This window comes from Microbacterium sp. T2.11-28, assembly GCF_950097975.1.
In the GTDB taxonomy this organism is placed as follows: domain Bacteria; phylum Actinomycetota; class Actinomycetes; order Actinomycetales; family Microbacteriaceae; genus Microbacterium.
On sequence record NZ_CATNHF010000010.1, the window covers coordinates 1 to 19,823 of the forward strand.

General features: G+C 68.9%; 26 protein-coding genes. 15 read left to right on the forward strand and 11 right to left on the reverse strand.

Going from position 1 to position 19,823, the window contains the following annotated elements; all coding sequences use genetic code 11:
• Nucleotides 1-59: 59 nt before the first annotated feature.
• Entirely contained in the window at nt 60-1,295 is a 1,236-nt protein-coding gene (locus tag QQZ13_RS06775) for an IS256 family transposase (RefSeq protein WP_046746337.1), read from the reverse strand.
• 56 nt (nt 1,296-1,351) lie between these two features.
• On the opposite strand from QQZ13_RS06775, the gene QQZ13_RS06780 reads away from it, so the two are divergent.
• The 4 genes from QQZ13_RS06780 to QQZ13_RS06795 are packed head-to-tail and all read left to right on the forward strand — an operon-like array spanning nt 1,352 to nt 3,358.
• Nucleotides 1,352-2,119: a GyrI-like domain-containing protein gene (locus QQZ13_RS06780; RefSeq protein WP_067121902.1), complete on the forward strand. Its 768-nt coding sequence runs from the start codon at nt 1,352-1,354 to the stop codon at nt 2,117-2,119.
• Nucleotides 2,116-2,571, forward strand: a complete 456-nt coding sequence (locus QQZ13_RS06785; protein ID WP_054687628.1) for an SRPBCC family protein — start codon at nt 2,116-2,118, stop codon at nt 2,569-2,571. The genes QQZ13_RS06780 and QQZ13_RS06785 overlap by 4 nt, the downstream gene beginning before the upstream one ends.
• A complete protein-coding gene (locus QQZ13_RS06790; RefSeq protein ID WP_062637438.1) occupies nt 2,571-2,975 on the forward strand; it encodes a DUF1801 domain-containing protein in 405 nt (134 codons plus the stop codon). Before QQZ13_RS06785 ends, QQZ13_RS06790 begins: the two co-directional genes overlap by 1 nt.
• Before the next feature lie 2 nt (nt 2,976-2,977).
• Nucleotides 2,978-3,358, forward strand: a complete 381-nt coding sequence (locus QQZ13_RS06795; protein ID WP_085603663.1) for a VOC family protein — start codon at nt 2,978-2,980, stop codon at nt 3,356-3,358.
• A 133-nt stretch (nt 3,359-3,491) separates the two neighbouring features.
• Here the strand turns inward: QQZ13_RS06795 and QQZ13_RS06800 are convergent, their stop codons facing one another.
• The 5 genes from QQZ13_RS06800 to QQZ13_RS06820 form a co-directional block, all read right to left on the reverse strand.
• Nucleotides 3,492-3,890 carry a hypothetical protein gene (locus QQZ13_RS06800; protein WP_062637441.1) on the reverse strand — a complete coding sequence of 133 codons (399 nt, stop codon included), beginning with the start codon at nt 3,888-3,890 and terminating at the stop codon, nt 3,492-3,494.
• Between the two features lie 139 nt (nt 3,891-4,029).
• Nucleotides 4,030-4,428 carry a hypothetical protein gene (locus tag QQZ13_RS06805; protein WP_062637442.1) on the reverse strand — a complete coding sequence of 133 codons (399 nt, stop codon included), beginning with the start codon at nt 4,426-4,428 and terminating at the stop codon, nt 4,030-4,032.
• A gap of 158 nt (nt 4,429-4,586) precedes the next feature.
• A complete protein-coding gene (locus QQZ13_RS06810; RefSeq protein WP_005052841.1) occupies nt 4,587-4,970 on the reverse strand; it encodes a hypothetical protein in 384 nt (127 codons plus the stop codon).
• A 109-nt stretch (nt 4,971-5,079) separates the two neighbouring features.
• Entirely contained in the window at nt 5,080-5,658 is a 579-nt protein-coding gene (locus QQZ13_RS06815; protein ID WP_005052196.1) for a hypothetical protein, read from the reverse strand.
• Between the two features lie 134 nt (nt 5,659-5,792).
• Nucleotides 5,793-6,803: a DUF4192 family protein gene (locus tag QQZ13_RS06820; protein ID WP_062637444.1), complete on the reverse strand. Its 1,011-nt coding sequence runs from the start codon at nt 6,801-6,803 to the stop codon at nt 5,793-5,795.
• Nucleotides 6,804-6,866: 63 nt separating this feature from the next.
• Here QQZ13_RS06820 and QQZ13_RS06825 point away from each other — a divergent pair, with 63 nt between their 5' ends.
• From QQZ13_RS06825 to QQZ13_RS06835, 3 genes are read left to right on the forward strand one after another with little or no spacing between them, the layout of a single operon-like run.
• A complete protein-coding gene (locus tag QQZ13_RS06825; RefSeq protein WP_005052190.1) occupies nt 6,867-7,382 on the forward strand; it encodes an FAD-binding protein in 516 nt (171 codons plus the stop codon).
• Complete coding sequence (locus QQZ13_RS06830) at nt 7,379-7,678, forward strand: Dabb family protein (protein WP_005052188.1); 300 nt, start codon at nt 7,379-7,381, stop codon at nt 7,676-7,678. The genes QQZ13_RS06825 and QQZ13_RS06830 overlap by 4 nt, the downstream gene beginning before the upstream one ends.
• Before the next feature lie 18 nt (nt 7,679-7,696).
• Nucleotides 7,697-8,233 (forward strand): nuclear transport factor 2 family protein, encoded by a 537-nt coding sequence (locus QQZ13_RS06835; protein WP_052323124.1) that lies wholly within the window; start codon nt 7,697-7,699, stop codon nt 8,231-8,233.
• A gap of 49 nt (nt 8,234-8,282) precedes the next feature.
• Here the strand turns inward: QQZ13_RS06835 and QQZ13_RS06840 are convergent, their stop codons facing one another.
• Together QQZ13_RS06840 and QQZ13_RS06845 are read right to left on the reverse strand one after the other, a co-directional pair.
• Entirely contained in the window at nt 8,283-9,467 is a 1,185-nt protein-coding gene (locus QQZ13_RS06840) for a 4-hydroxybenzoate 3-monooxygenase (RefSeq protein WP_005052183.1), read from the reverse strand.
• 97 nt (nt 9,468-9,564) lie between these two features.
• Nucleotides 9,565-10,314: an IclR family transcriptional regulator gene (locus QQZ13_RS06845; RefSeq protein ID WP_005052180.1), complete on the reverse strand. Its 750-nt coding sequence runs from the start codon at nt 10,312-10,314 to the stop codon at nt 9,565-9,567.
• An 84-nt stretch (nt 10,315-10,398) separates the two neighbouring features.
• On the opposite strand from QQZ13_RS06845, the gene QQZ13_RS06850 reads away from it, so the two are divergent.
• Entirely contained in the window at nt 10,399-11,049 is a 651-nt protein-coding gene (locus QQZ13_RS06850; protein WP_005052177.1) for a hypothetical protein, read from the forward strand.
• Here the strand turns inward: QQZ13_RS06850 and QQZ13_RS06855 are convergent.
• Complete coding sequence (locus QQZ13_RS06855) at nt 11,046-11,954, reverse strand: LysR family transcriptional regulator (RefSeq protein ID WP_005052175.1); 909 nt, start codon at nt 11,952-11,954, stop codon at nt 11,046-11,048. The genes QQZ13_RS06850 and QQZ13_RS06855 overlap by 4 nt on opposite strands.
• Nucleotides 11,955-12,103: 149 nt before the next feature.
• On the opposite strand from QQZ13_RS06855, the gene QQZ13_RS06860 reads away from it, so the two are divergent.
• From QQZ13_RS06860 to QQZ13_RS06890, 7 genes are read left to right on the forward strand one after another with little or no spacing between them, the layout of a single operon-like run.
• Entirely contained in the window at nt 12,104-13,132 is a 1,029-nt protein-coding gene (locus tag QQZ13_RS06860) for an amidohydrolase family protein (protein WP_005052173.1), read from the forward strand.
• Between the two features lie 19 nt (nt 13,133-13,151).
• Entirely contained in the window at nt 13,152-13,850 is a 699-nt protein-coding gene (gene ligK, locus QQZ13_RS06865; RefSeq protein ID WP_005052171.1) for a 4-carboxy-4-hydroxy-2-oxoadipate aldolase/oxaloacetate decarboxylase, read from the forward strand.
• Between the two features lie 2 nt (nt 13,851-13,852).
• Nucleotides 13,853-14,806 carry an amidohydrolase family protein gene (locus QQZ13_RS06870; RefSeq protein ID WP_005052167.1) on the forward strand — a complete coding sequence of 318 codons (954 nt, stop codon included), beginning with the start codon at nt 13,853-13,855 and terminating at the stop codon, nt 14,804-14,806.
• A 2-nt stretch (nt 14,807-14,808) separates the two neighbouring features.
• Entirely contained in the window at nt 14,809-16,161 is a 1,353-nt protein-coding gene (locus QQZ13_RS06875; RefSeq protein WP_005052165.1) for a protocatechuate 4,5-dioxygenase subunit alpha/beta, read from the forward strand.
• Nucleotides 16,158-17,111: a Gfo/Idh/MocA family oxidoreductase gene (locus QQZ13_RS06880; RefSeq protein ID WP_005052163.1), complete on the forward strand. Its 954-nt coding sequence runs from the start codon at nt 16,158-16,160 to the stop codon at nt 17,109-17,111. The genes QQZ13_RS06875 and QQZ13_RS06880 overlap by 4 nt, the downstream gene beginning before the upstream one ends.
• An 11-nt stretch (nt 17,112-17,122) precedes the next feature.
• Nucleotides 17,123-18,082: an aldo/keto reductase gene (locus tag QQZ13_RS06885; RefSeq protein ID WP_052323122.1), complete on the forward strand. Its 960-nt coding sequence runs from the start codon at nt 17,123-17,125 to the stop codon at nt 18,080-18,082.
• Nucleotides 18,079-18,789, forward strand: coding sequence for a substrate-binding domain-containing protein (locus QQZ13_RS06890; protein ID WP_005052156.1), 711 nt, complete (start codon nt 18,079-18,081; stop codon nt 18,787-18,789). The genes QQZ13_RS06885 and QQZ13_RS06890 overlap by 4 nt, the downstream gene beginning before the upstream one ends.
• Before the next feature lie 50 nt (nt 18,790-18,839).
• Here the strand turns inward: QQZ13_RS06890 and QQZ13_RS06895 are convergent, their stop codons facing one another.
• Nucleotides 18,840-19,547: an NADPH-dependent F420 reductase gene (locus QQZ13_RS06895; RefSeq protein ID WP_005052154.1), complete on the reverse strand. Its 708-nt coding sequence runs from the start codon at nt 19,545-19,547 to the stop codon at nt 18,840-18,842.
• 4 nt (nt 19,548-19,551) lie between these two features.
• Nucleotides 19,552-19,823: hypothetical protein (locus tag QQZ13_RS06900; RefSeq protein WP_284528302.1), on the reverse strand; the 272-nt coding region annotated here is incomplete at its 5' end.

A 19,823-nucleotide genomic window follows, 5' to 3' on the forward strand; every position in this document is an offset into this window, starting at 1 on the left:
GGCCGCGTCCGTTTGAGTGGTGGTCTTTCGCTTCGTTGCGATGATCAGCTGTCGTTAGTTTAGGCGGCGGTGATCTCGGGGAGTATCACCGCCTCGTCGATGGTGGGGGTGGTCGCGGTGAGCTCGGTCATGGAGGCTTCGGAGAAGTAGCGGCGGTCGGCGGCTTCCCATTCGTCGTGTTGCTCGACGAGGACGGAGCCGGCCAGGCGGAGCAGGGCGGCGTTGTTCGGGAACACGCCAACGACGTCGGTGCGGCGCTTGATCTCCCGATTGAGGCGTTCCAGCGGGTTCGTGGACCAGATCTGTCGCCAATGCCGGGCGGGGAACGCTTTGAACGCGAGGATGTCGTCACGGGCGTCGGTGAGCATCACGGCGGTCTTGGGGTGGACGCGCTCGATCATGCGCACGACTTCGTCGAACTGGGCATCGATGTGCTCGGCGTCGGGTTGGGCGAAGATCGTGCGGATCACGCTGGCGACCATCTCCTGCCGGCCCTTCGGGAGGGCGGTCAGGACGTTGCGCATGAAGTGGACGCGGCAGCGCTGCCAGGCGGCGCCCTGCAACACGGTCGCTGCGGCCTTCTTCAGTCCGGCGTGGGCGTCGGAGATCACCAGCTTCACCCCGCCCAGACCTCGTGTCTTCAACGAGCGCAGGAACTGCTTCCAGAACTCCTCGGTCTCGCTGTCTCCGACATCGAAGCCCAGCACGACCCGCCGCCCGTCAGCGGCGACGCCGATCGCGACGACGACCGCCTGGGACACGACACGGTGGTCGATGCGGACCTTGCAGTAGGTCGCGTCGAGGAACACGTAGGGGTAGGCGATGTCAGACAGCGAGCGGTCGCGGAACGATGCGACCTCGGCGTCGAGCCCTTGGCAGATGCGGGACACCTCGGACTTCGAGATGCCAGTGTCAGCGCCGAGCGCTTTGACGAGGTCATCGACCTTCCGGGTTGAGACGCCGTGGAGGTAGGCCTCCATCACGACCGCGAACAAGGCTTGGTCGACCCGGCGGCGCCGCTCCAGCAGCGACGGGAAGAACGACCCCTGCCGCAACTTCGGGATCCGCAACTCCAGATCCCCAGCCGTGGTCGACAGCACCCGCGGCCGGGAACCGTTGCGGGTAGTCGTGCGCTCGCTCGTGCGCTCGTAGGGGGCGGCGCCGATGAATGCGGCTGTCTCCGCGTCGATCAGCTCCTGGTAGAGCCGCTCGGTCGCGGCTCGGATGCGGTCGGTGGTGCCGGTGAGCTTCAGTTCCCCGAGCAGCTCGAGGAGGGCAGACTGGTCAAGAGCCATCGTGCGGTGTCGTCTTTCTGTGTGAGTTCTTGGTCGTTCTCACTGACCATCGCACGATGGCTCACCCCGTCGCGGTCACGACGCCGCGGGCCCGAAAGACCACCACCCCGCGGGACTCCAGGTTGGAATCCGGGTTCGCAACGCCCGAGACCTTCACACGCGCGTTCGTGCAGCGGTTCGAGATCAGTCCATCGGAGTATCGGAGGATGCTGCGCGCGTACCGCGAGCACGCGGACCTGGCGCAGCAGAGCACGACGTTTGCGGGCTTCGCAGAAGAGACGCCGCTGACACTCCGTTATGACCTCGATGCCGTCCCGGTACGGGTTGAGAGCACCCCCGAGCGGCACCTGCTCGTCCTCCGTCATCGCGGGTACAACGGCCTCGGCATCGGGCACCCATCGGTCGAGCCGTGGCAGCAGCTGAGGGCCTTCGCGATAGAGCACGGCATCGCCCACTCCTCCGACCTCCTCGTGGGCATCACCCCAGATGACCCTTACGTGGTGGACAACGAGCAGATCCGCTTCGACGCTGGCATCCCCATTGCCGCACCGATAGATCCACCCCACCCCTTCACCTACCGCCAGATGCCGGCGCAGGTGTGCGTCGCGCATCGGCACACCGGCGGTGCAGAGCAGATCGCGAAGACCTTCGCGGCTATCGGGGTGCAATGGATGCCCTCAGAAGGGTGGCGGTTGCGCTGCGCACCGCCCTTCGAGATCCATCACGTCGACCAGCGCGCGAACGACGCCGTTCGCGTCAGCTGGACAGACGCCTATGTGCCTCTTGATCACCACCCCGACCATCACCCAGGAGAAGGCCCATGATCGCTTTCGAGTTCACCGAGCACATCGACAGATCGCAACAGGAAGTGTTCGCAGTGCTGGCAGATCCCACAAGGGCGGTCGACTACGTCGACGGTGTCGTGAAGAGCGTGAAGGTGACGGATGGCCCGCTCGCTGTGGGGTCCGTCATCGAGGAGACGCGCCGAGTGAAGAGCAAGGAGGCGACGGGGCAGCTGCAGATCGTGGCTCTCGAGCCGCCCACCGCTTTTGCGGTCGCCAGCGAGGCGGAGGGCATCACCGCGACCTACGTCTACCGGCTGCACCCGGCCGGCACCGGCACGCGGATCGAGTGGACGTGCGAGCTCGCCGCCGGCGGACTGCGGCGGATGATGCTGCCCCTGGTGGCCGCGATCACAAAGAAGGAGGACGGCGACCATCTGGCCCGACTCAAGGCATACATCGAATCGCAGCGAGCAACGGAGACCGCCTCGTGATGCCTTCCGACACCAGCGTCGACGAGGCGCTGGACCGGGCAACCGGGCCACGACGCGGCGAGGTAACCGAACTCCTCGAGCTCTTCGAGCACGTTGCACAGCGCCCGCCGGTGGTGTGGGCGGAACGGATTGTCGGGTTCGGCCAATACGGCTACGCGTACGACAGCGGGCGAGAGGGTATCGCGCCTGAGATCGCCTTCGCTTCCGGGTCCAAGCACACGCTTTACCTGGTCGAGGGGTTTGCCGAGCGGTGGCCCGACCTGCTCGAGCGGCTCGGTCCACACCGCACCAGTAGCGCGTGCCTCTACCTCCCCCGATTGTCGGGGGTGGACCAAGATGCGCTGCGGGAACTACTCGATCGCTCCCTCGCCGTCATTCGAGACGTGCACGGCGACGGCAAATGAGCATGGCGTCTCTCGTCCAAGTAGCCCAGCGCGTGGTCGATCTGGAACGCGCCACAGCCTTCTATTCCGCACTGCTCGGCTCCGCCCCTGTGGCCCGATTCGATCCGCCCGGTTTGGTGTTCTTCGATCTCGACGGCGTCCGTTTGCTACTCGAGAGCGCGGCACCGTCAGCGCTGCTCTACCTCCGCGTCGATGATCTGGAGTTAGCCGTCGACCGAGCCGGCGAGGTCGAAATCGTATCCCCGGGGCGGCCGATCTTCACTCACACCAGAGATGCGCTCGGACCAGCAGGGCGAGAAGAATGGCAAGCATTCATTCGCGACCCCGAAGGAAATCTCGTAGGTCTAGTGGCGTTCAGAGATCCAGCGGAAATCAAGTACTGACGGCTTCGACGAAGCTGGCCGCAGCCGTCGTGGACAACTCAGCACAGAATCTGGCCGCACTCCGGTGGACATCTTCGGTGGGAGATCCCGGCTCTGTGGCTGGCACCGCGGACAACTCTGAGCGGTTCCTACATCAGGCCGCGTCGAGCGGCGTCCAGTCCCGCTCGTGGGCGGGGGTGTAGTCGATCAGCGCGGCCAGGCGGTCGCGTGCGGCCTGTAGCGCCTCGATCTCGGCGTCGTTGCTGTCGCCCTCGGCCGCGGCGAAAGTGTCCTCGATCAGACCGGCGATCTCCTTCTGCGCCGCCTCGTCGATGAGGGTGATGCGGGCGATCTCGCCGTCCGGGTAGCGGGCATCCAGCGCGGCTGCGTCCTGGTAGTCGAAGGCCCACTGCTCGCCGAGGATCGCGAACGCCGCGGCGATGTCGCGGCCGCGGTCGCCGGTGCTGATCGCGACGTAGCCGCGGTTCAGTCCCGTACCGACGTGCGGGTGCAGGTCGGCGTGGTCGGGGCCGAAGGTGATGTAGGTGGTCATGGCGTCCTCCCGGATCGCTTGCTAGTGAATGTGACGTTCACAGCCTACGGGTGGGGTCGGACATCGCAGCAGAGGGTCGGTCGTGGCGTGCGTGAGCGCCCCGGCAGAGGCGCGGGGCGCTCATGTCGCAGGGGTGCGGCTACGCCTTCCAGACGCCTTCCCAGCCCTCGGGGAGACGCACGCCGTGCTCGCCGTGCGCGTCGGTCTGGTGCAGGTACACGAGCACGTCGCCGGGGTCGGGGTCTGCCTCGTACTGCGGCACGGTGCGCTCGATGGTGTTGATCTGGCCGACGCTGTTGTAGCGCACGTCCATGTCGATCGCGCGCAGGTAGCCGTCCTCGACGTTGACGTGCTGATCGCAGCGCGGGCACCACAGCACGGTGCGCTCGCCGTAGTCGGTCGGCTCGTCGAGCTCGACGATGCGCAGCGCGGGGAAATCGGCTGCCTCGATGTCGTGCATGAGACTCCACAGCCGGTCGATCAGGTCGTCGGCAGGGATGCGGGGTGCGGCTGAGGCCGCGGGTTCGGTGGTGGTCATTGTGTCCTCCTGGGGACGGTGAAGGCCTGCGGCGAGCGCGGGCGGGGGATGGAACTCGAGGTGCTCCCGCCGAGGGGAGGGGCGTGTAGCCGGCTCCCCTCGGGTGGGTGGTGCTCGCCGCCGCCGGGGTAGGTGTGCACCCGGCGGCGGCGAGGGGGTCAGACGGCTTCGACCAGCCCAGGGCTGACGCGCCAGCCGTTGGCGAGCGTGTATGACTTGGGGTTGGTGCGGACGATGAGTGTCTCGACTCCGGCCAGCCCGTCACGGGTGGTGCGCGGGTTGGCGACGATGCGCACGCGGGTTCCGGGGATCAGGCTCGGCAGCGCGGCCGCGGTGGCTTGCAGGGCAGCGGCGAGTGCGTCGTCGCTGTGCCCGGTCGGCTCGACGGTGGCGGTGCGGGCGAGGGTGTACACCTTGCCGGGTTCGGTGAGGGCTGCGATCTTCGCCTTGGTGCGGGCGAAGTCGATCAGCACGTACTCGGTGCCGCGGAAGCGGAACGTGTCGCCGGGGGTGCGGGTGATGAGGGTGGTGGTGTCGGTCATGGCGTCCTCCTTGGACTCTCGACGGTGAATGTGACATTCACAGGCTACGGGTGGCCTCCGACATTGGGCGGGGCGGGCGGCGCGGTCTGCGCGCCCGCCCCGGCGTGGGTCACTGGGCGGCGATCGCCGCGGTGATCTCGGCGGTGACCCGCTCGCGCTTGGCGTCGGCATCGCGCCCCGGCTCGAAGTGACCGAACGCGGTCAGGTACGCCTCGATCTGCCCGCGCAGGTACTCGGTGTTGCTGGCGTCGGCGTTGAGGCCGATGATCGCGTAGCGCGCTGCGCTCGCCGCGGCCCGCCAGCCGCTCTGCGTGAGGCCGTGGGGGTCGCCCTCGGGGAGCGAGTAGGGCTGCTCGATCTGGCCGTCGCGCGCGGTGTACTTGGTGACGGTGCGCTCGGTGACCACGACGGCATCCAGATAGTCGGGGTCGCCCTGCCCGCCGAGGGGCACCCACACCTGGGGGTCGTCGTCCGGGTGGTCGGCGTCGATGCGAGCGAGCAGGGCGGGCATTGCGGGGTCGAGGGTGAACGGGTCGCTGAGGCTGTAGTCGTCCCAGGCCTGGCGCAGCTCGTCCGGCTCGATGGTCGTCCATCCCTCGTCGAACTCGGCGCGCAGCGGAGCGTGGAAGCGGATCGCGCGCTCGACGGCTGCGCGGATGTCGTGGACGTTGTTGATGGTCTCGGTCATGGAGTCCTCCCGGAACGATTGCTAGTGAATGTGACATTCATAGGCTACGGGTGGCCTCCGACATCGCGCGGGGACATCGCGAGTGCGTCACGGGCGAGTGCCCGCCGGGGTGACCGGCGGGCACTCGGTGACGCTCAGCGGGCGAACGCCCAATCCGGGAGCACGGCTGCCGAGCAGAGGGTCGCGACGATCTGGCTCATGCCGTGGTCGGGGTCGATCGCGAGGGCGCGGTCGGTGTAGACGGTGGCGTGAGTGGATCGGCCCAGCGCCCAGGACAGCCAGGCGGCGGCGGCGAGCAGGTTGGGGCGCTCCTGGTCGTCGGCGTAGGCGGCAAGGTGGCGCACGAGCGCGAGTCCCGCCGTCAGCCGGTCGGCGTCGGGGCGGTCGCCCTGTCCGTAGAGGGTGCGGGCGATGCTCTCGGGGACGGGTGCGCCCATGATCGAGTGGCCGATCTGCGCGGCCAGGGCACGGGTGCCGTTGCCGCGGTCGGTGGCCCACTGGATGAGGGCCACGTCACGCCACAGCGGGATGCCGATGCCGGTGAGCAGGATCGCAGCCTGGCGGGTGTCGAGGTCGGCGGGGTCACCGGTCAGGGCGTCCTCCGCGACGGCGACGAAGTCCGCGAGGGCATCGTCGTCCATCCGCGCGGCCGCGAACGCGATCCGGGCGGCACGCGCCGGGTCGGCGTCGGGGATGCTCGCCCCGGCGGTCTGGGATGCTGCGACCTTCTCGCGCAGCGCGTCCGGGGTCGCGATCTCGGCGACGGGGCGCGGTGCCTCGCCGGTCAGGTGGCTGCCGTAGCCGTCGCTGGCGACGTAGAGCACGTCCACCAGGTGCAGTCCCTGCCGGTCGGCGACATCGGCGATCTGCTGGCCGAGATCGCGGGTGCTGTCGGCGTCCTCGGCGGCGTAGATCACGGCGGCTACCCCGGTCACGCGCGGCACTCGGCAGACCAGCCCGAGGCCGGTGTGCGCGAGCGTCGCGGCATCCGCGTCGAGGTCGAGTCGCATCGCCCCGATCGTGCGCGACGCCTCGAAGGGCACGAGCACGAGCGAGTCCTGCGGGGTGAAGCCGAGCAGCGCGGGCACGAGGCCGAGGAAGTCGCGCGGGGTGCCCGCCTTGATGGTGGTCGGTGTGGTGGCCATGGTGTCCTCCCGGAACGTTGGCTAGTGAATGTGACATTTACAGGCTACGGGAGGCCTCCGACATTGGTCGATGCACGCCAGGAGCCGACTCCCGACTGGCTCGTCGAAGGAGCAACCCTCGGAGAGCTCGCCGGGAAGATCGACGTTCCCGCCCAGGCGCTGGCCGAGACGGTCGCGCGATTCAACGAGCACGCCGCCCGTGGGGAGGATCCGGACTTCCACCGCGGTGCGAGCGCGTACGACCGCTACTGGGGAGACGAACAGAACCCGTATCCCAATCCCAGCCTCGCACCGCTCGAGCAAGGCCCCTACTACGCTCTCGCCGTGGTGAACGGCTGCTTCGGCACCAGCGGAGGGATCGCCACCGACGGCCTCGGAAGGGTCCTCGACGCAGACGGCGATGCCATACGCGGCCTGTTTGCGGTCGGCAACGCCTCCGAGAACGCCTTCGCCGCCGGCTACCCCGGCGCCGGCGCCACGCTCGGTCCGATCATGACCATGGCCTACCTTCTCGGGCGTACCGCCAGCGGCGCGTCGATCGGCGACCTGAGCCTTGCCGACGGAGCCGGGGCACGATGATCCGTCACGTCGTGTTCTTCTCGTTCGCAGCGAACCATGATCCTGCCGTGCTCGAGGAGTGGCGCGACCTGCTCGATGGTCTGCTCGGAAAGATTCCCGGCCTGGTCCGACTGTCACACGGCCCCGACGTGATGCGCAGCGAACGCGCATGGGACTATGCACTCGTCGCCGACTTCCGCACCCTCGACGATGTCCGTGCCTACGCGACGCACCCCGCGCATCTGCCGCTCTTCCCTCTCTCCGGAGCGATCTCGGAGCAGATCGCCTCGGTCGACTTCGAGATCGACGAGCAGTAGAGGAAGTACCCAGGCGCCGTGAAGAGCGAGGATGGTTTCTCGATGCCCCGAGTACGTGCGGTCACCCCCACCGTGGCAGAGGAGCTCCGCGACCTGAAGGCACGCTATTTTCACTACGTCGACCTGAAGCAGTGGGACGAACTGCGCGGACTCTTCGTGGACGACTGCGTCTTCGAAGGACTGTGGGCCGCCGCGCCCGACCCCGACACGTTCGTGGAGAACCTGATGCGCAACATGACCGAAGAGGTCGTCAGCGTCCATCACGGGTTCATGCCGCAGTTTCGGCGGATCGATGACTTCTCGGCTCGCGGGCGCTGGGCCATGACCGACTATCTGACGTGGCCACGCGGGTCACGAGGGTATATGGGGATCACCGTGCCGGAACAGAGGGGGATGCGGGGATATGGCTACTACGAGGAGCTCTACCGACTCACCGAGTCCGGCTGGCGCATCGCCTTCATGCGACTGAGCCGGATCCGCATGGATCCCATCGTTGGCGACGCGCCTGCGATCGACTACCCGGTGGTTCCCGCGGTCCCCGGCTGGCTGGACTGACGCCGACCCGCGGGTGCCGCACCCTCTGGTCCGAACCGTGAGCGCCGGCTCAGGTGAGGGTGTGGAGGGGCCAGCCGGTGTATGCCTCGGCGAGGAAGCGGCGGCCGGCTTCGGACTCGACGACGGATTGGAGCTCTCCGAGCTGGCGGAGGCGGTCGAAGTCCCTTGCATCGGGGGCGACGTGAAGCATGCTGGTCATCCACCAGGAGAAGTGCTGGGCCTTCCAGATGCGGTGCAGCGCCGTCTCGGGGAAGGCCTCGACGAGGCGGCTGTCCCTCTCGAGCAGAAGCGCGCGCAGCGCGCGCTCGAGAACGAGGACGTCGGCTACGGCAAGGTTCATGCCTTTCGCGCCGGTGGGCGGCACGGTATGGGCGGCGTCGCCGATGAGTGCGAGGCGGCCGCGAAGCAGTTCGAGGGCGACGAAGCTCCGGAATCGCAGCACGTCGCGTTGGAAGACGGGGCCTTCCTTGAGCGTCGTCCCCGGCACCCGCTTCTGCAGTTCTTCCCACAGTTGCTCCTCGGTGAGGGTGCTGGGGTCGGTGCGGGGATCGCATTGGAAGTACATGCGCTGCACGGTGGTGCTTCGCTGGCTGATGAGCGCGAAGCCATCGGGGGAGTTGCTGTAGATGAGCTCGTCGGCGCTGGGCGGCGCCTCGCAGAGGATGCCGAACCAGGCGAACGGGTACTCGCGGAAGTGCCCGCCTGTGTGGGAACCGGTTACGGCCTCCCGCACGACACTGCGTGACCCGTCGGCGCCGACGACGAACTCGGCCTCGATCTCGAGAGGCGATCCGTCTGCGCCGGTGGCGATGACGCGTGGGCGGTCGGACGCGGGGTCCTCGATACGATGCGCCGTCACGCCGAAGCGCAGGTCTTGGCCACTGGAGAGCCGCGCGGCGATGAGATCCTTCAGGACTTCGTGCTGCGGGTACAGCCACACACCGCGGCCGACGAGGTCGGCGAAGTCGATGCGGTGTCCGCTGCCGGCGAAGCGGAGCTCGATGCCGTCGTGGCGGTCTCCCAGGGTGCGGGCGCGGCTGAACGCGCCGAGCGTGTCGAGCACCTCGACGGTGCCCTGTTCGAGGATGCCTGCCCGGATCGTGGTCTCGATCTCTTCACGGGAACGCTGATCGATGACGACTGACTCGAGGCCGGACGCCGCGAGCAGATGCGACAGCAGCAGTCCGGCGGGTCCAGCGCCGACGATGGCGACGCGGGTGCGGATGGTGGACATTGGGGCGTCTCCTTCGACGTGACAACGGATGCCTCGCTCAGTGTGAACCCGGTTCAGACGGTCGAACGCCGCATTCCCGTTGAACGGGAGACGCCGACTATCGGGGGGACCGCAGCGTGGCCTCGATGCCGGTCACGGCTTCTCGCAGAGCGATGATCGCCGCCGTGTGCGGCGCTTGTCGTGGTAGCACCACGGAAAGCGCGGCGACGACTTCACCTGCGTCGCGGATCGGCACGGCCACGCCGGTCGAGACGGATTCGATCGAACCTTGCGCGATCGCCACGCCATCGCGACGCACGCCAGCGAGGAGACGGCGTAGACGTCCGGGATCGGTCACCGTCTCGGGTGCGAGAGCGCGCAACGGCTGGGCGAGCACGCGTTCGCGGAGATCGGCGGGAGCGTGCGCGAGCAGGACGAGGCCCGACGAGGAGGCGTGCAGCGGTAGCCGCCCAGCGATCCGTGTGATGTTCGCACCGGCGTCGGGGTGCGAAAGGCGTTCGAGGAACAGTGCTTCGTCCTGTTCGAGAACGGCGAGTTGGGTGTGCTGGCGGATGTGCGTCTGCACGCGCTCCATATAGGGGAGCGCCGCCTGGCGCAGACGTAGCGCGGTCGACCCGCGGAGGGCCAGTTCCCACAAGCGCATTCCCAGGTGGACGCGGCGGTCCTCGTCGCGTCCGAGCAGTCCGGCGTCGACCAGCTCGTCCACGATCCGGTGCGCGGTGGACGACGGCAGCGCCGCTCGGCGCCCGATCTGACTGGCCGACTGCACCGAACGATCAGCTGTGAACGTCTCGAGGACGCGCACGATGCGGTCGATCATCGAGTCGCTGGAGGGCGAGTTCGCCATGCGCTCAGGATGACACGGCTCGCGTCGACGGTGTTGCGGCGATGGTTGGTCCCCTGCCTGACGCGACGGCGGTAGCCTCGGCTCATGGTTTCTGTTCCGGATGCTGCAACGGCTTGGGAGCCCCTCACGCCTCATGCTGTCGCTGAGCTCCTTCGGGTCGGTAGCGCCCGCTGGTGGCTGTCGGGCGGGGTGGCCCTGGAGCACTGGCTGGGCCGGACGATCCGCGAACGGCCGAACACGGACGTGAGCACCACCCAAGGCGGGCTGCCGCAGCTGGTCCGGGCGTTGCCTGCCGGTTTCACCGCCTGGGCGCCTGCGGGGGAGGACGCCGTCATCCCCTGGGCCGACGCGCCCGACGATGCCGATGTGCAGCCGGTGCGGATTCAGGACGAGCGCTCCGGCGCCTGGGTGCTTCAGGTGAACGTCGAGGATGGGACGGAACATGCCTGGCTGTACCGGCGAGACCCGCGGCTGCAGTTGCCGTGGGATCGCGCCGTGCTCGAGGTCGACGGCATTCCGACCGGTGCGCCCGAGGTGCAGCTGGTCTGGAAGGCGTTGCGGCCGCGGCCGGAGGATGACCTCGACAAGGACGTGGTGCTGCCGCAGCTCTCGGACGAGGCCCGGTCGTGGTTCGAACGGGCGATCCTCTCCGTCCACCCGCACTCGAACTGGTCGATCCACGTGCGCAGCCCTTTCGCGCCCGCGAAGGCAAGCTGGAACCGCAAGAACGGCTAGGTCGGCCGGTGGTCGTCGGCGGCCACCGCATCCAGCACCACCGATCGGAACCACGTCTGCGCGGGAGACATGCTCAGTTCGCGTCGCGTGTAGAGCGCGACCGGGGTGCTCTGGCCCGGCCACGGCAGCTCGGCGATGCGCAGACCGGGGAACCATCCGCAGAACACCTCGGCCACGTGTCGCGGCAGCAGCACGACGAGATCGGTCGCCTCGAGCACCGCGGGCACGGTGGCGTACTCCTCGACCGTCAGCGTCACCTGCGGCATGAGTCCCTGTTCGATCATCGCCTGGAGCGGGTACACGTGGCCGCCGCGGGAGGACACCCGCACGAAGCGGCGCCCGACGAACATGTCCGCGGCGGTCGGAGGCAGCGGATGGGCACGCGAGGACAGCGCCACGTACTCCACGTCGCGCACCGGTGTGCGCCACAGCCGCGGCGAGTCCAGCAACGACACCGTGATCGCCAGGTCGATGGTGCCCCGGACGAGCCCGTCTTCCACCTGATCCGCGTCCAGCCGCCGCACCTGCAGGTGAAGGTCCGGCGCCTCCTTCGCGAGCACCGGCATGATCGGCGGCAGGAAGGTCTGCTCGCCGATCGAGGTCAGCGCGAGCGAGAGCTCCCCGCCGAAGCTCGCGGGATCGAAGGCGTCGGGCGCGCTCACCACGGCATCGATGCGCGACAGTGCCTCGTGCAGCGGTCCGAACAGCTGCCGGGCACGCGGGGTCGGCACCATCTCGTTCCCCTGGCGGCGGAACAGGTCGTCGCCGAACCGCTGCCGCAACCTCCTCAGCGTGTAGCTGACCGTCGGCTGCGTGACGTGCAATCGCTCGGCGGCGGCGGTCAGACTGCGCAGCTCGTACAGCACGACGAAAGTGCGCAACTGGTTGAGATCGGTGAGCGACATCGCATTGATCCCATCTATACGGTTCGGCTCCTACATCTATTGGACCATACCCATAGAGCGAACTAGAGTCAGGGTGACAGCACCGGCACCGCTGCCGACGTGGCACGCACCACCCGGCACCGACCCGATCACAGTGACGAGGACGCACGTTGATCATCGACATCCATGGCCACTACACCACGGCCCCCGCGCAGCTGGGAGCGTGGCGCGATCTGCAGATCGCGTATGCGGAAGGCGCGGGCGAGGCGCCCGACCCGGCCGCGCTGCGGATCAGCGATGACGACATCCGCGAGACCATCGAGGCGAACCAGTTGCGGCTGATGGACGACCGCGGCAGCGATGTCACGGTGTTCAGTCCCCGTGCATCGTTCATGGCCCACCACCTCGGCGACCTCGCCGTCAGCGAGACCTGGGCGCGCATCTGCAACGACCTCGTCGCGCGGGTGTCGCAGCTGTTCCCCGACCGTTTCCTCCCGGGCGCGATGCTCCCGCAGTCGCCGGGCGTCGACCCGAAGACGACCCTCGCCGAACTCGACCGGGCGGTGAACGATCTGGGCGTCGTGACCGTCAACATCAACCCCGACCCGTCCGGCGGACTGTGGACCGCCCCGCTGCTGACGGACAAGAGCTGGTATCCGCTCTACGAGAAGCTCGTCGAGTACGAGCTGCCCGCGATGATCCACGTGAGCACCTCGTGCAAGCCGCAGTTCCACACCACCGGCGACCACTACCTGGGTGCCGACACGACGGCATTCATGCAGCTGCTCAAGGGCGACCTGTTCCGCGACTTCCCCGACCTGAAGCTCGTCATCCCGCACGGCGGCGGCGCGGTGCCCTATCACTGGGGACGCTTCCGCGGCCTGGCGATGGCGCTCGGCAAGCCCGAGCTGGAGGAGCACCTCCTGGGCAACGTGTACTTCGACACGTGCGTGTACCACCAGCCGGGCATCGACCTGCTCACCGGGGTCATCCCGACCGAGAACATCCTCTTCGCGAGCGAGATGATCGGCGCCGTCCGCGACGTCGACCCGCGCACGGGCCACTACTTCGACGACACGAAGCGATACGTGGATGCGACCGGGAACCTCACCGACGAACGACGCGGACAGGTCTTCGAAGGCAACGCCCGCCGCGTGTACCCGCGCCTGGACCGCGCCCTGCGAGCCCGCGGCCTGTGACCTCACCCTGGAGAACCCGATGACTCAGCGACTGAACGACCTCGGCATCGTCCGCACGCGCATCGAGCGGCCCGACTCCGCCGACGTCGCGCGGCTCTCGCGGTTCGGGGTCGCCACGATCCACGAGGCGATGGGCCGGGTCGGCCTGCTGCGGCCGTACATCCGCCCGGCGTACAGCGGGGCGACGCTGTGCGGCCCGGCCGTCACGGTGCTCCTGCAGCCCGGCGACAACTGGATGTTCCACGTCGCCGCCGAGCAGGTGCAGGAGGGCGACGTCATCGTCGCCGGCTGCACCACGGAGAGCGAGGACGGCTTCTTCGGCGAGCTGCTCGCCACCTCCCTCACCGCCCGGGGCTGCAAGGGCCTGGTCATCGACGGGGGCGTCCGCGACGTCGCCGACCTCGAGAAGATGGGCTTCCCGGTCTTCTCCCGCGCCATCAGCGCGAAGGGCACCGTCAAGGCGACGCTGGGCTCGGTCAACATCCCCGTGGTCGTGGCGAACGCCGTGGTGAACCCCGGCGACGTGGTGGTCGCGGATGTCGACGGCGTCGTGGTCGTCCCCCGCGAGCTCGTCGGCGCCGTCGCCGACGCCTCGCAGAAGCGCGAGGACAACGAGGAGGCCAAGCGCCAGAAGTTCCGCGAGGGCGTGCTCGGTCTCGACATCTACGGCATGCGGGAGCCGCTGGCGGCCGCGGGCCTCGAGTACGTGGAGGATTGACGATGGCTCACGCACAGGCGATCGCGCACGGCGACACCAGCGGCGGCTTCGAGAAGACGCCCGGTTGGCTGGACTGGTACGACGGCCCGACGACCCCGACGTTCCGGCTCCCCGCCGGCGCTGTCGACGCGCACTGCCACGTGTTCGGCCCCGGCGCGGAGTTCCCCTACGCCCCCGAGCGCAAGTACACGCCGTGCGACGCGTCGGCCGCGCAGCTGTTCGCGCTGCGCGACCAGCTCGGCTTCGACCGGAACGTCATCGTGCAGGCGACCTGCCACGGCGCCGACAACCGGGCGCTCGTCGACGCGCTGCGCCGCAGCAAGGGGCGTGCCCGCGGGGTCGCGACGGTTCGTCGCGACGTGACCGACGAGGAGCTCGCCGAGCTGCACGAGGCCGGTGTGCGCGGCGTGCGGTTCAACTTCGTCAAACGCCTCGTCGACCGGGTGCCGACCGACTCGCTCGACGCGATCGTGGAGAAGATCGCCCCCCTCGGGTGGCATGTCGTCATCTACTTCGAGGCCGAGGACCTTCCCGACCTCTACGACTTCTTCTCGGCGATCCCGACGGACGTCGTGGTCGACCACATGGGGCGTCCGGATGTGACGAAGGACCCGGAGGGTCCGGAGTTCGAGCTGTTCCTGCGCTTCATGCGCGAGAACCCCAACGTGTGGACGAAGGTGTCGTGCCCCGAGCGGCTCAGCGCCACCGGTCCGCGCGCGCTGAATGGCGAGCAGCACGCCTATACGGATGTCGTGCCGTTCGCCCGTCGCGTGGTCGAGGAGTTCCCCGATCGCGTGCTGTGGGGCACCGACTGGCCCCACCCCAACCTCAAGGACCACATGCCTGACGACGGGCTGCTGGTCGACTACATCCCACAGATCGCGACGACCCCCGAACTGCAGCAGAGGCTGCTCGTCGACAACCCGTCGCGGCTGTACTGGCCCGAAGGAGAATGACCATGGCACTCGACAAGCCGTACAAGGACATCCCCGGCACGACCATCTTCGATGCCGAGCAGGCCCGCAAGGGCTACCACCTCAACCAGTTCTCGATGTCTCTCATGAAGCCCGAGAACCGCGAGCGCTACCTCGCCGACCGCGAGGCGTACCTCGACGAATGGCCCCTCACCCCGGTGCAGCGTCAGGCGGTGCTCGATCTCGACCTGAACACCTGCATCGCCGAGGGCGGCAACATCTACTTCCTGAGCAAGATCGGCGCCACGCACGGTCTGAGCTTCCAGCAGATGGCCGGCTCGATGACCGGGATGTCGGAGGCGGCGTACCGCGACATGATGGTCGGAGGTGGCCGACGTCCCGAGGGCGTGCGCCTGAAGGATCTCGACGGGTGGACCCCGCCCTCGAACGAGAAGTCCGAGGTGATGCGCCCGGACGCCCCCGCGAAGTTCACGTCGGCGCTGTTCACGTCGCACGTGCCGGCGATCGGCGCCGCGATGGACCTGGGCAAGACCGAGGAGCCGTACTGGAAGAAGGTCTTCGACGGGTACCAGTGGACCCGGAAGTGGGCCAAGGAGAACACGCCCGACGTCATCATCCTGGTGTACAACGACCACGCCACGGCGTTCGACTCGAACATCATCCCGACCTTCGTCCTGGGCACGGGCGCGCACTATCCCGTCGCCGACGAGGGTTACGGCCCGCGCCCGGTGCCCGACGTGAAGGGGTATCCCGAGCTCGCCGCGCACATCGCCCAGTCGGTCATCCAGGACGATTTCGACCTCACCCTCGTCAACGAGATGGTCGTCGACCACGGCCTGACCGTGCCGCTGTCGCTGGTGTTCGGCGACGTCGAGGAGTGGCCGTGCCGGGTCATCCCGCTTCCGGTGAACGTCGTGCAGTACCCGGTTCCGTCCGGGCGTCGGTGCTACGAGTTGGGCAAGGCGATCCGTCGCGCGCTGGACAAGTGGGACGGTCCCGAGCTCAACGTGCAGATCTGGGGCACCGGGGGGATGAGCCACCAGCTGCAGGGCCCGCGCGCGGGACTGATCAACGAGGAGTGGGACAACGCGTTCCTCGACCACCTGATCGCCGACCCGCTGGGCCTCACCGAATGGTCGCACATGGAGTACGTCGACGAGGCCGGATCCGAGGGCATCGAGCTGGTGGACTGGCTCATCGCCCGTGGGGCGATGGACGACCAGTTCGGCGGCGGGGCGCCCGAGGTGAACCACCGGTTCTACCACGTCCCGGCGTCCAACACCGCCGTCGGCCACCTGGTCGTCACCAACCCCGTCGCGCCGCGGCCCGTCGAGTCCGAGAGTGTGAGCCTCCCCCTGGAGGAAGTCCACGCATGAGTGACAAGGTTCGCGTCGCCGTCGTCGGCGCCGCCGGCGCCTTCGGCATGAAGCACCTCGACGGCCTCGCGAACATCCCCGACGCCGAGGTGACCGTCGTCAGCGGCACCAGGCCCGAGCCCACGGAGTCGGTGGCCGAGAAGTACGGCGTGCCGAATGCCGTGCTCGGTCTCGACGCCGTGCTCGAGCGAGACGACGTCGACGCGGTGATCCTCGCGACGCCGACGCAGCAGCACGCGGATCAGACGCAGGCGGTGCTCGCCGCGGGCAAGCACGTGCAGGTCGAGATCCCGCTCGCCGATTCGCTGGCGGATGCCGAGGCCACCCTGGCCGCGGCATCCGCCTCCGACCGGGTCGCCATGGTCGGGCACACGCGGCGGTTCAACCCGTCGCATCAGCTGGTGCACAACCGGATCGCGGCCGGCGAGTTCGCGGTGCAGCAGATGGACGTGCAGACGTACTTCTTCCGCCGCACGAACACGAACGCGAAAGGCGAGGCGCGGTCGTGGACCGACCATCTGCTGTGGCACCATGCGGCACACACGGTCGACCTGTTCGCCTACCAGGCGGGTCGGATCGTGCAGGCCAACGCCATCCAGGGCCCGATCCACCCCGACCTCGGCATCGCGATGGACATGTCGATCCAGCTCAAGAGCGAGACCGGCGCGATCTGCACGCTGTCGCTGTCGTTCAACAACAACGGACCGTTCGGCACGTTCTTCCGCTACATCGGCGACACCGAGACCTACATCGCGCGCTACGACGACCTCTACAACGGTCGTGACGAGCAGATCGACGTCTCGCAGGTCGCCGTCAGCCTCAACGGCATCGAGCTGCAGGACCGGGAGTTCGTCGGCGCGATCCGCGAGGGCCGCGAGCCGAACTCGTCGATCCGCCAGGTCATCGACTGCTACCGCGTGCTCGGCGCGCTCGAGGAGCAGCTCGCGTGAGGCTTCCCCGCATGGGGCTCGGGTGCATGTCCCTCAGCCATGCCTACGGCACCCCTCCGTCTCTCGAGGACGGAGTGGCGCTCGTGCGTTCCGCGCTCGACGACGGCGTCCAGCTGCTCGACACCGCCACGCTGTACGGCGGCGGCCGCAACGAGGAGCTCGTCGGGCGCGCGATCGCGGGGCGTCGGGACGAGGTCGTGCTGGCCAGCAAGGGCGGCATGGCGCTCGTCGACGGCGTGAAGGTCATCGACGGGCGCCCCGAGACGCTGCGCGCACAGGTCGACGCCTCGCTGCGGCGGCTCGGCGTCGAACACATCGATCTCTACTACCTGCACCGGTGGGACAAGAAGGTGCCGATCGCCGAGAGCGTCGGGGCGCTGGCCGAGATGGTGGCGGCGGGAAAGATCGGCGCCATCGGGCTGTCGGAGGTGTCGGTGGACCGTCTCCGGGAGGCGCTCGCGGCGGCGCCCATCGCCGCGGTGCAGAACGAGTACTCGCTCTGGAGTCGCAATCCCGAGCTCGGCATCCTCGACGCCACCCGTGACGCCGGGGTGGCGCTGGTCGCGTTCTCACCGGTCGGACGCGGGTACCTCGCCGACTCCATCACCGACCCGGAGCAGTTGCCGCCGAAGGACATCCGCCGCGCGATGCCGCGCTTCCAGCCGGAGCACTGGGCCGCCAACGCCGCGTTGCTGCCCGCGTGGCGAGCCCTCGCCGCCGAGGCCGGCCGCACGCCGGCACAGCTGGCCTTGGCGTGGCTGCTCTCCCGCGGCGATCACGTCGTGCCGATCCCCGGGAGCACGGATGCGCACCACGTGCGCGAGAACCAGCGCTCTCTCGGCACGGTCGTCGATCCCGCGGTGCTCGTGCGCGCGGGCGAGCTGATCGACACCGCCACGGTGTCGGGGCCGCGCTACAACGCCACCGGGACGAGCGAGGTCGACGCCGAGTCGTTCGAGGCGGCCGTGTGAGAGCCATCTCCTCCATGGCGACGCGTCAGGTCCTCGCCGACCTGGCCACGGCGGCAGCGGACAGGGGGTTGCCCCTCGTCGAGATCGAGTCCGTCGGCGGAGTGGACGCCGCCCAGCGCGTGGCCGGGGGTGAGCAGCTCGATCTGGTGTTCCTCGCCGCCGACGCTCTGGACCGGCTCTCCGGAGACGGCCACGTGGACGCGGCGACGGTCACACCGCTCATGCTCTCGCGCGTCGCGGTCGCGGTTCCCTCGGGCACGCCCTCGCCCGCCGCCCGCCCCGACACGGCGGCGTTCGCGGACGCCCGCGGGGTCCGCGAGGCCCTGCGCGCCGCCGCTCGCATCGGCTACTCCACCGGCCCGAGCGGCACGGCGCTCGTCCGCACGATCGACGACTGGGGCCTCACCGGCCAGGTGGGCGATCGTCTCGTGCAGGCGCGACCCGGCATCCCGGTCGCCCGGCTGCTCGCCGACGGCCAGGTCGACCTCGGCTTCCAGCAGCTCAGCGAGCTCGTCGGTCAACCCGGGGTGCGCATCCTCGGTGTCCTGCCTTCGGACTGCGCCATCGAGACCGTGTTCTCGGGCGCCGTCGCGACCACCTCATCCGACCCGCGACGAGCCCGCGACGTCCTGGCGTTCTTCGCGTCCGATTCGACGGCATCCATCAAGACAGAGCACGCCTTCAGCCCGCCTGCACGACGGGACTGACCGGGATTCGGCGCCGCTTCGCCCGGTGTGCCGGATGGCTCACGCGGCCGTCAGGCGTCCGGCGTCTGCTCGGGGCCGAACCGGGCGGTGAACTCGTCGACGTCGAGAACGTTGCGTCCGAGCCGGCCGGACACCTGGTTGTAGGTGCCGGTGATCTCGAGGTCGCGGGCGCTGCGGAGCGTGCCGACGTAGCGGGGCTGCCAGCCGGTCTGCGCCAGCAGCGGGCGGACCTGCGCGGATGTCTCCGCCGAGTCGGCCAGGTACGGCAGGACCGCCTTCGGGCTCGCCTCGGCGATCGCGGAGCTCGCGACCGCGGCGGTGGCGAGGTTCGAGAACGCCTTCACGTGTCCCACGTTCGCCGGAAGGAGCGACGCCAGGTACTGCCCCGCAGACCCTTCCACGGGTCGCCGCAGCTGCACGCCCGTGGGCGTGACGTCCAGCGGGTTGGCGACGTCGATCAGGATCTTGCCGTCCAGGAGGTCCCCGAGTGCAGAGACCACCGCCTGCTGCGGGGCGCCCCAGAGGGTGGTGAGGGCAAGGAACGGGGATGCCTGGGCGGCTTCCTCCAGGGATGTCGCTATGTCGATGCGGGCATTCCGCGCGATCGGTCGGAGTCGCCGGGCGGCGGCCTCAGCCTTCGCCGGCTTGTAGTGGAACAGGCTGATGTTCACGCCGTGGGAGGCGAACAGGCCTGCGATCGCTGTGCCGTGCCGACCGGGGCCGATCAGCGTCAGCGTCGGCGTCTGCGTCGTGGACATCTGGTCACGCCTCCTGGGGCAGGTGCGGGTTGTCGGAGAGGTCCACGACGGTCTTGCCGACGGCGTGGTGCGTGTCGAGGATCCGATGGATCTCGACGATCTCGCTGAGCGGGAGACTCGTGACCGGCATACGTACCGACACCAGCCACCCCGAGACCGCCAGCCAGAGGCACGCACACCGCACCCAACCGGAGGGCCGCGCAGCGGCCCGACCCCGCGCGCAGCGCCCGGCCTGCCGGGCGCCCGTCCCTGCGAGCGCAGCGAGCGGGGCACTCG